Annotated in this window: 8 protein-coding genes; 6 read left to right on the top strand and 2 right to left on the bottom strand. The window is 61.7% G+C overall.

Annotation, left to right across the window (positions count from 1 at the left end):
• Nucleotides 1–61 precede the first annotated feature (61 nt).
• Complete coding sequence (locus tag L610_RS18480) at nucleotides 62–937, bottom strand: LysR substrate-binding domain-containing protein (RefSeq protein WP_144706869.1); 876 nt, start codon at nucleotides 935–937, stop codon at nucleotides 62–64.
• Between the two features lie 132 nt (nucleotides 938–1069).
• On the opposite strand from L610_RS18480, the gene L610_RS18475 reads away from it, so the two are divergent.
• The 6 genes from L610_RS18475 (at nucleotide 1070) to L610_RS18450 (ending at nucleotide 8676) form a co-directional block, all read left to right on the top strand.
• Nucleotides 1070–2098: a putative 2-aminoethylphosphonate ABC transporter substrate-binding protein gene (locus L610_RS18475; protein ID WP_144706867.1), complete on the top strand. Its 1029-nt coding sequence runs from the start codon at nucleotides 1070–1072 to the stop codon at nucleotides 2096–2098.
• A gap of 81 nt (nucleotides 2099–2179) precedes the next feature.
• Entirely contained in the window at nucleotides 2180–3889 is a 1710-nt protein-coding gene (locus tag L610_RS18470; RefSeq protein ID WP_144706865.1) for a putative 2-aminoethylphosphonate ABC transporter permease subunit, read from the top strand.
• 20 nt (nucleotides 3890–3909) lie between these two features.
• Nucleotides 3910–5166, top strand: a complete 1257-nt coding sequence (locus tag L610_RS18465) for an FAD-binding oxidoreductase (RefSeq protein ID WP_144706863.1) — start codon at nucleotides 3910–3912, stop codon at nucleotides 5164–5166.
• A 10-nt stretch (nucleotides 5167–5176) separates the two neighbouring features.
• Complete coding sequence (locus tag L610_RS18460; RefSeq protein ID WP_144706861.1) at nucleotides 5177–6445, top strand: FAD-binding oxidoreductase; 1269 nt, start codon at nucleotides 5177–5179, stop codon at nucleotides 6443–6445.
• A 26-nt stretch (nucleotides 6446–6471) separates the two neighbouring features.
• Nucleotides 6472–7611, top strand: coding sequence for a putative 2-aminoethylphosphonate ABC transporter ATP-binding protein (locus L610_RS18455; protein ID WP_144706859.1), 1140 nt, complete (start codon nucleotides 6472–6474; stop codon nucleotides 7609–7611).
• A gap of 492 nt (nucleotides 7612–8103) precedes the next feature.
• On the top strand, nucleotides 8104–8676 hold the full coding sequence (locus L610_RS18450) for a chromate transporter (protein WP_305765059.1): 573 nt from the start codon (nucleotides 8104–8106) through the stop codon (nucleotides 8674–8676).
• Nucleotides 8677–8738: 62 nt separating this feature from the next.
• Here the strand turns inward: L610_RS18450 and L610_RS18445 are convergent.
• A partial coding sequence (locus L610_RS18445) for a VIT family protein (RefSeq protein ID WP_144706652.1) occupies nucleotides 8739–9356 on the bottom strand: 618 nt, incomplete at its 5' end.

The raw sequence follows: 9356 nt of genomic DNA, 5'->3' as shown, positions 1-9356 counted from the left end.
TTGTCAGTGGTCTGGCCCGCCGGACACGGCGGGTTTTTCATGTGGTGCTCCCAAGGCGGCTTCACACATTACGGAACCGCCGCGCCACGTTAAAGAACTCGCGAATCGTGCGCGTGTCCCTGCGGTTTCGCAGGCACGCCACATACTCCGTTATTCGGAGTGATGGGTCGTTGATCGCCAATGCTACGGTCCGGTCGTCTCCGTTCGGAAACTCCAGCTCGCTCATGACCGATATGCCGAGGCCCGAGGCTACGGCCTCGCGGCTGGCTTCGCGGCTGTCCATCTCGATGATGTGACGCGGGACAACCCCTGCCCTGTCAAAGCTCCGCATCAGGAGACGCCGGGTCAGCGACGTCGGCTCGCGCACGAAGAGGTTCTCGTTCACGAAGTCACTCAGCTCCATCACAGGCTTGCGCGCCAGCTCATGGTCGCGCGGAACGAAGGCGACCAGCGCATAGCGCGCGAAGGGCTCGAGATGAAGCTGCGAATGGGCACCATCCTCGATAGCGACGATTGCAACGTCCGTCTCATAGCTCAGGAGATCATGAGCTACCTTCCTCGCATTGCCGCTCGTCAGCGAGATCTTGATATTGGGATGAAGCTGCATGAAGCTCTTGAGAACCGGGAGCACATGTCGTGGGCCGTCCGCACCGATTTTGAGCCGTCCGGCCTTCAGCTTCTGGCTCTGATTGAGCAGATCCTCGATTTCGTCCTGTTGGCGGAACAACTCGCGGCACTGCGCCAGAAGCACCTCGCCGATATCCGTCGGAACGACATTCCTGCCCCTGCGGTCGAGCAACCGCACGTCATAGGTCTCCTCCAGGGCCTTTACCTGGCTGGAGAGGGTCGACTGGGTGACGTTGAGCACCTGTGCCGCCCGCGAGAAGCTGCGCTCGCTCGCAACCGCGTAGAAGGCACGCAGATGAAGGTAGTTCATCCTCCCCTCAATTGTTCGATTCTATCAATACCGTCATTTGAGATTATAGGTTGGACAAATAAGATTTGTTTTGCAAGCGTTCGGAAGCCGCCGCGTCAACGATGGAGGCCATGGGGAACAATGGAGAGGACAATGCACTTCAACCGACTTGCCGGGCTAACACTTGGAGTCGCCTTTGCGCTGGGCAGCCTGCTGGGTTCCGCGCATGCCGAAACCGAACTTTCGGTCTACACCGCCTTCGAGAACGACGACCTCGCTCCCTACAAGGAAGCATTCGAGACCGCCCATCCGGACATCAAGATCAACTGGGTGCGTGATTCTACTGGGGTTGTTGCAGCCAAGCTGCTGGCGGAGAAGGACAATCCGCGCGCCGACGCCGTCTGGGGATTGGCCGTCACCAATGTCGACTACCTCAAGTCGCAGGGGATTCTGGAGCCCTACATTCCAGAGAACGCAATGAAGCTTGAGCAGAAGTTCCGCGACAGCGTCGAACCGGCGTCTTGGTTCGGAACGTCAGGCTGGGCATCGGCCATCATCTACAACAAGGTCGAAGGCGGCAAGAAAGGCATCAAGCAGCCGGAAACCTGGGACGACCTTCTCGATCCGTCGCTCAAGGGACAGATCGTGATGCCGCATCCGGCCTCCTCGGGCACCGGCTTCATGTATGTCTCGGCCTGGATCCAGGCGTGGGGCGAGGAGAAAGCCTGGGCCTTCATGGACAAGCTCCACGAGAACATCAGCCGCTACACCCACTCGGGCAGCGCGCCGGCAGTTCTGTCGGGCCGCGGCGACACGGTTGTTGGCCTTGCGTTCGAGCTGCGCGGCTCACGTCTTCAGGAGGAAGGCGCACCGATCGAGATCATCATGCCGAACGAAGCGCTCGGCTGGGACCTGAACGTGTTCTCCGTCGTCAAGGGCACGAAGAATCTTGAGGCCGCCAAGGTGCTGGCCGAGTGGGCATCGTCAGATGAAGCCATGAAGATCTACGGCAAGACGCGCGCGATCGTGGCGATGCCGGAGTTTGGCGTGCAGCTGCCGGGCGTGCCAGAGGACGTGACCCAGCGCATCCTCGTCCAGGATTTCGCCTGGGCGGCACAGAACCGCGATCGCATCCTCGCGGAGTGGGAAAAGCGTTACGGATCAAAGGCTGAGCCGAAGTAAGCCTTCCGATCGCCGGATGCCGGGGGCCAGAGACCTTCTCCCCGGCATCCATGCCAGCATTCTCGACTTCAGGTATCTCCAATGTCGCTCGCACCAAGCTGGGTACGGCAGAGCCACGGCCTGACTTCCGCCGGAGCCCGGACGCGCATCAGCAAATCCACCGTCATCCTGGGCGCGCTGATCGCCTTCCTGATGGCGTTCGCGATCTTCCCGATCTTCGCGATCTTCATCCGAAGCCTGCAGTCCCCGTCGGGCGAGTTCGTCGGTCCCCGCAATTTCATTGACTATTTCACCGAGTATTCGGCCCTGTCGATCATCGGCAACACGCTGTACATAGCCGTCGTCAGCACGGTGATCACCGTGTTCCTCGCCTATCTCTTCGCGCTGTGCCTGTCGCACAGCTGCATGCGCTTCAAGATCTTTTTCCGGAGCGTTGCGCTTCTCCCTCTGCTGACGCCGTCACTACTCTCGGCGATGGCGCTGACGCAGCTGTTTGGCGCCCAGGGATACCTGAACGACTTGATGATGGGGCACTCCATCTACGGGCCGATCGGCATCGTCATCGCCATGACGATCGCCCATTTCCCCCATGTGTTCATCATCATCAGCACGGCGATCGCACTGTCGGACGAACGCCTCTACGAAGCCGCGACCGCCCTTAAGGCCAGCCGCCTCAAGACATTCCTGACGGTTACCCTTCCGGGCACCAAATACGGTCTCGTAAGCGCGATCATCGTGTCCTTCACACTGTGCGTAACGGACTTCGGCATCCCGAAGGTCATTGGCGGCCAGTACGCAATGCTCGCCACCGAAATCTATAAGCAGGTCGTCGGTCAACAGAATTTCCAGATGGGCGCGGTTGTCAGCATCGTCATGCTCGCTCCCGCAATCGTCGCGTTCTTTATCGACCGCCACGTCCGCAAGCGCCAGTCGCTGACGCTAACGTCCAAGTCGGTCCCGTTTGCTCCCAAGCCAAATCCAACCCGCGATTGGGCAGCCTTCGCCTTCTGCCTCATCATCGCGGTCGCCATCGCGGCCATGGTGGTGATCCCAGCCTATGCTTCCTTCATCAAGTTCTGGCCGTACAACATGCAACTCACGCTACGGAACTACGAGTTCCATCGCTTCAGCGGCGGCGGTTGGGCAAGCTATTTTAACTCGCTGCGGCTGGCGTTGCTTGTGGCGACAATCGGCGTGGTCGTCATCTTCGCGGGTGCTTACTTGACTGAGAAATCGAGAGCACCGAAGTGGCTTCGCAGCAGCTACCAGTCCCTGGCGCTGATGCCGCTTGCCATTCCGGGGCTGGTACTGGGGCTCGCAACGCTGCTCTACATCAACAGTCCGTCGAACCCGCTTCAGCACCTTTACGGTACGATGACGATCCTCGTCGTCACGACCATCATTCACTACTTCACCGTCAGCCATCTGACTGCGGTCACGGCACTGCGCCAGCTCGACAACGAGTTCGAGATGGTATCGGACTCGCTCAAGGCGCCGCGGTCCAAGATCCTTTTCAGCGTAACGCTGCCGCTCTGCGTACCAGCGCTGCTGGACATCTGGATCTATCTGTTCCTGAGCGCCATGAATACGGTCTCTGCAGCAGTGTTCCTCTACAGCCACAACACCACGCTCGCGGCGATCGCAATCATCAACATGGACGACGCCGGTGAATATGCCGGAGCGGCAGCAATGGCGCTGGTGATTGTGGTCACCTGTATCGCCGCCCGCATCCTGCATCTGGTCGCGAGCTCATTCCTTTCCAGAAGAACCCAGAAGTGGCGCGCCCGATAGGCGCGACATCGAGGCCCCAAATGCTTGAACAAGAAAATTCGCAGCGCTCCGTGATCGTTCTCGGGGCGGGAATTGTCGGCACCTGCGTAGCGATCACGCTGCTTCAGGAAGGCTATCGTGTTACCATCGTCGACCGGGAAGGACCCGCCGCGGGCGCCTCGTCCGGCAACGCAGGTGCAATCAGCCCGGGCAGCTGTATTCCCCTTGCCACACCCGGGATGCTGAAGCAGGTACCGAAATGGCTGCTCGAACAGGACGGCCCGCTGGTGATCCGCCCGTCTTACGCGCTGCAGGCGATGCCGTGGCTGCTGCGGTTTCTCGCTTCCAGCCGCCCGGACCGGTTCGAGAGGATCTGCGATGCGCTCTATGCGCTGCACTCCCGCACGCACCAATGCTACGAGCCGATCCTGAAGTTCGCGAACGCTTCCGCGCTGATCCGCCGGACGGGGTCCCTGACGGTCTATGAAACCGCGTCCGCGTTTCAGTCTTCGCTGTCCTCCTGGGAAGCACGTGCACGACGCGGTGCACGCCATGAAGTCCTGAGCACCGACCAAATTGAGGAACTGGTGCCGGTTCTGGGGCGGCGCTTTCCGGGCGCGGTACTCCAGCCTGACCATGCCTATATCGCGGATCCGCATAAGCTCGTCACCAGCTTCTTCGATGCAGCATGTGGAGCTGGCGCCAAATTCCTAAGAGACGAGGCTCTGTCGATCTCCGATACGAGTGACGGCGCATCCGTGCGCCTCGCCAGCGCGCGGGTCATCTCGGCTGGGCAGGTTATCGTTGCGACAGGCGCCGCCTCACGACAACTTACCCGCACCCGCGGCCTCGATGTCCCTCTGGAGCGTCAGCGCGGCTATCACCTGGATTTGCCGACCCCCGGCGTCGAGCTTCCGCTGCCGGTCTCGTTCGCGAGCAGCAAGTTCTACGCAACGCCTATGGCAAACGGAATCCGCCTCGCAGGAACCGTCGAGTTCGCGCGGCCAAGCGCGAAGCCTAACTTCTCCCGTTCCGACCGGCTTGGCCGAATGGCCTCCCGTTGGATCGATGGCCTTCAGCTTGAGGGTGCGACGCGATGGATGGGCAATCGGCCGTGCCTGCCGGATTCCCTGCCGGTCATCGACCGCGCGGCCCCAGGCTCCAATGTCATTCTCGCCTTCGGGCATGGTCATAACGGCATGACCAGCGCCCCCGTTACGGCGCGGCTGGTGGCCGATATCATCGCGCGGCGGAAGCCATTCATCGATCTTGCGCCCTATCGCGCCAATCGCTTCTGATAGGTGAACCATGAGCCAGTATATTGATCAGGCAGATGTCATCGTAATCGGCGGCGGCGTCATCGGCGCGTCGGTGGCTTACCACCTAACGAAAAGCGGGATCAGCGACGTGCTGGTACTGGAACGAAATGAGCTCGCGAGCGGTGCGAGCGCGCGTTCCGCAGGCTGCTTCACGCACAGCCGGTCCGACGTCAGCACGATCCGGATGATCAATCGCACCCGCGAGGCAATCGCAGAGCTGGAAGAAATCCTCGGAGAACCCTTTGGCTTCCGTCAGCATGGCAGCGTGCGCGCGGTCTTCAGCGAGCCGCGCCTGCAGGAGATGGTGGCGATGGAGGCCGTCATGCAAAGGGCCGGGCTCGGCGTTCGGGAGATCGACATTCACGAAGCAAGCGAGCTGGTGCCTTGGCTCAAGCTCGACAATGCCGTGCGAACGATCTTCGTGCCCGAGGACGGCTATGCCGATGGCGCGTTGCTGGCAACGAGCTACCTTCGGGCCGCACGGCTTTCCGGTGCCCGCGTCAGGCGTGGCGTGAATGTGACGGGGCTGATCGCGGAAGACGGCCAGATCGTCGGTGTAGAGACGGAGGAAGGCCCGATACAGTCGCGATGGGTGGTCAGCGCCCCAGGCGTGTGGGGAATTTCTGTTGCAGGCTCGATCAACTTCGGCTTCCCTGGTGCCCCAACCCGCAGCCACTACTGGATCACCAAACCCGACGGGACCGGCCGTCCGGGCCAGCCCAACGTCCAGCTTCCGGATGTCAGGGCTTATTTCCGTTCCGAAGTCGGAGGGCTCCTCGTGGGTCTTCAGGAGCCCCAGTCACGAACATACGATCCGCTGCAGCTCGAAGAGGATATGGGCCACATGAACCTGTTCGATGACGCCTATGATCTCGACCTGCTCGTCGAGCAGGCTTCCGCGCTCGAGCCGATCATTCCGGACGTCGTCAAGTGGGGCTTCGCGCACCACATCGCCGGACTTTCCATGTACACGCCGGACGGCAAGTTCGTGGTCGGGCGCCCTGACGGAACGTCGGGCCTCATCGTTGCCGGCGGATGCTGTGGCTCAGGACTTGCGGCTTCCGGCGGCTTCGGTCAGGTTGTGGCCGACATGATCAGCGGCAGGTCGCCGTCGATCGATACCAGCCTCTATGATCCGAACCGGTTCGGCAAGGTAGAGCCGGCAAGCCAGGAATTTCGCGACCGGTGCGCTGCCGCCCGCTCCAGCAAGAGCCGGGGCAACCTCAACCTTCCTTCATCGTTGGTCGCCGCTCAATGACTGCGGAGGTACTTGGGAGAATGTATATGGAACAGCAAGTTGCGTTGGAGCGGCATGCCGAACACAAACCGGACAGCTCCGCCGGCACGTACCTTGACATCAGAAATGTCAGCAAGGCCTTCGGCCATTTCCAGGCGCTCAGGGACATAAACCTGCAAGTGCGGAAGGGCGAGTTCGTCTGTTTCCTCGGTCCATCCGGCTGCGGAAAGACGACGCTGTTGCGGATCATTGCGGGCCTCGAGCAGCAGAGCAACGGCTTCGTCTATCAGGACGGCCGTGACATCTCCTTGCTGCCGCCAGCCCAGCGTGACTACGGCATCGTTTTTCAGTCCTATGCGCTGTTCCCCAACCTCACGATCAGCAAGAACATCGCTTTCGGGCTGGAGAGCATCAAGACGCCCAGCGCCCAGATTGCGCGGCGAGTTGAAGAACTTCTCCGTCTTGTCGGGCTTGCAGATCAAGGCGAAAAATATCCTGCGCAGCTTTCGGGAGGCCAGCAGCAGCGCGTTGCGCTCGCGCGCGCACTGGCTATCTCCCCGGGCCTGCTGCTGCTCGACGAACCGCTGTCGGCACTGGACGCGAAGGTGCGCGTCCACCTTCGCCACGAGATCAAGGAACTGCAGAAGCGGCTCGGCGTGACGACCATCATGGTCACCCATGATCAGGAGGAAGCTCTCGCCATGGCCGACCGGATCGTGGTGATGAACCACGGCGTCATCGAGCAGGTCGCCACCCCGCTTGAGGTCTATCGCTCGCCCCAAAGCCTCTTCGTGGCCGACTTCATTGGCGAGACGAACAAACTAGCAGTCACCATCGGCGCCGACGGGCGCGCAGGGCTCGGTGCCACCACCCTCGCCTGCCACGACCATGGCCTCGCCGCGGGCACGCGTGGCACGATGATCATCCGCCCCAATGACATCGTCCCGCATGGCAAGCCGGGTCATCATGACATTCCGGAGGGCGAGGACCGCAACCTGTTCAGGGTAAAGATCCTCTCGATGGAATTCCTCGGCTCGTTCTGGCGCACGCACGTCGCCGGGCCCGAGATCGGCGATCTGGTCGCGGACTTCTCCGTCAACGCTGAGCGGCGCCTCGGCCTTGCTGAGGGCGACGAGATTTTCATCGAGCTGCCGAAGAACCGGCTGATCGCGTTTGCCAGCAGATAGAAGGGGAAAATGGTCGAGCGGACCCATCAACGGCTCCGCAACCCGTCAGCGTTCTCCTACGCGCCGATACCAAATTCTGGATTCCAAAAACTCGATAAATTAACATGTGATTGATTGGGATTAGCCGCAGGGTAGGAGGCGCAAACCGGTCTCGCGATCGGCCTGGCGCATCATCAAGGCGCCGAGCGCGGTCCGTTGCTTGACAGAATGCCGTCCGCAGCATGATGTTTCAGATGGGGATCGCTATCTCCCCACAAGGGGCCGGTACAGTCATCGCGTCCTGACAACCCGATACGGAGGACGCGCCATACTGTCTTCCACAATTGTTTCGGCCGATATGCTCTCCTGCACTCGCGGACGACCCGGCTTCCAAGCGTTGATCGTTATGCGGACGAGCGAAATGCCGGGCGGGCTTTTGGCGAAGGCGGGAGGTTGGCGTTGAATTTGCGCTCGTCCCCCCAGGCCGCCCCGAGAGTTCCTGAGGATGAGGCTTTGCCGCCTCCGCAGACGCCATGGCAGATCTTCGTGCGCTTCCTGCGGTTCGGCCTGCTCGCCTGGGGTGGCCCCGTGGCGCAGATCGCCATGGTCCGGCACGAGCTGGTCGACGAGGAACGCTGGCTTTCCAGCAGCCGCTTCAACCGCCTCCTTGCCGTCTATCAGGTGCTTCCCGGTCCCGAGGCGCATGAGCTTTGCGTCCATATCGGCATGCTCGCGGGTAAACGCCTCGGAGGTTTCCTGGCCGGTCTAGGGTTCATGCTGCCCGGCTTCGTGCTGATGTTCGCCTTGTCATGGCTCTACTTCACGATGGACATCACCCAGTCGGCGCTGGGGCCTGTTTTCCTCGGCGTGCAGGTTGCAGTCGCTGCTGCTCGGAATGCTGATCTTCGCGGCCGCCCTTGCTGTCCTCTATTTCTGGCGATCGAAGCTGAACGTCGTGCTTGCGATCGTTGGATCTGGTGTGCTCGGGTGGGTGTTGTTCGGGCTACCTGCCTGATTGGACAGCAGCCGGTTGCAACGCCACAAGTGCCACAATGGCATCGGAATGACCCGTCCGCGGGGAGTTGAGCTTCAGCCGGCTGCCGATGCGGTTCGCGATGGTCGCCACGATCGACAGTCCGATGCCACGGCTACACCGCCTGGCCGACCAGCCCGCCGATTCCGGCGGTGATTGCCATGGCCAGCGCACCCCAGAACGTGACCCGCCATGTCGCCCGCAATACATTCGCACCACCCGCCCATGCCCCGATCGCGCCGAGAACGGCGAGGAACACAAGCGAGGCGATCGACGTCACCCACACCTGTGTGCCGGCAGGCGCAAGGACCGCGGCCAGCAGTGGCATCGCCGCCCCGGCAGAGAACGTCGCCGCTGACGTCAGAGCTGCCTGGACCGGACGTGCGGTTGTCGTCTCCGAAAGCCCAAGCTCGTCCCGCGCATGCGCCTCGAGCGCATCCTTCGCCATCAGCTGATCGGCGACCTGCGCCGCAAGCTCCGGCGATAGTCCGCGCTGGACGTAGATCTGTGCGAGTTCTTCCCGCTCGAACTCGGGCTGCGTTTCCAGCTCCATGCGTTCGCGGACAAGGTCGGCCTGCTCCGTGTCTGACTGCGAGCTCACCGACACGTATTCACCCGCCGCCATTGACATGGCCCCGGCCACGAGCCCAGCGACACCCGCCACGATGATGTCGGAGGCTCCCTGCGCGGCGGAGGCAACGCCGACGATCAGGCTTGCCGTCGAAACGATGCC

The organism is Aminobacter sp. J44 (assembly GCF_007829415.1).
In the GTDB taxonomy this organism is placed as follows: domain Bacteria; phylum Pseudomonadota; class Alphaproteobacteria; order Rhizobiales; family Rhizobiaceae; genus Aerobium.
Note: the sequence above shows the minus strand (reverse complement) of the source record. Positions and strands in the feature narration are given on the sequence as shown.

Coding starts and splice junctions, on each gene's coding strand:
- L610_RS18465 (WP_144706863.1), top strand. CDS start 3,910: ATGCTTGAACAAGAAAATTCGCAGCGCTCCGTGATCGTTCTCGGGGCG.
- L610_RS18475 (WP_144706867.1), top strand. CDS start 1,070: ATGCACTTCAACCGACTTGCCGGGCTAACACTTGGAGTCGCCTTTGCG.
- L610_RS18460 (WP_144706861.1), top strand. CDS start 5,177: ATGAGCCAGTATATTGATCAGGCAGATGTCATCGTAATCGGCGGCGGC.
- L610_RS18480 (WP_144706869.1), bottom strand. CDS start 937: ATGAACTACCTTCATCTGCGTGCCTTCTACGCGGTTGCGAGCGAGCGC.
- L610_RS18455 (WP_144706859.1), top strand. CDS start 6,472: ATGGAACAGCAAGTTGCGTTGGAGCGGCATGCCGAACACAAACCGGAC.
- L610_RS18470 (WP_144706865.1), top strand. CDS start 2,180: ATGTCGCTCGCACCAAGCTGGGTACGGCAGAGCCACGGCCTGACTTCC.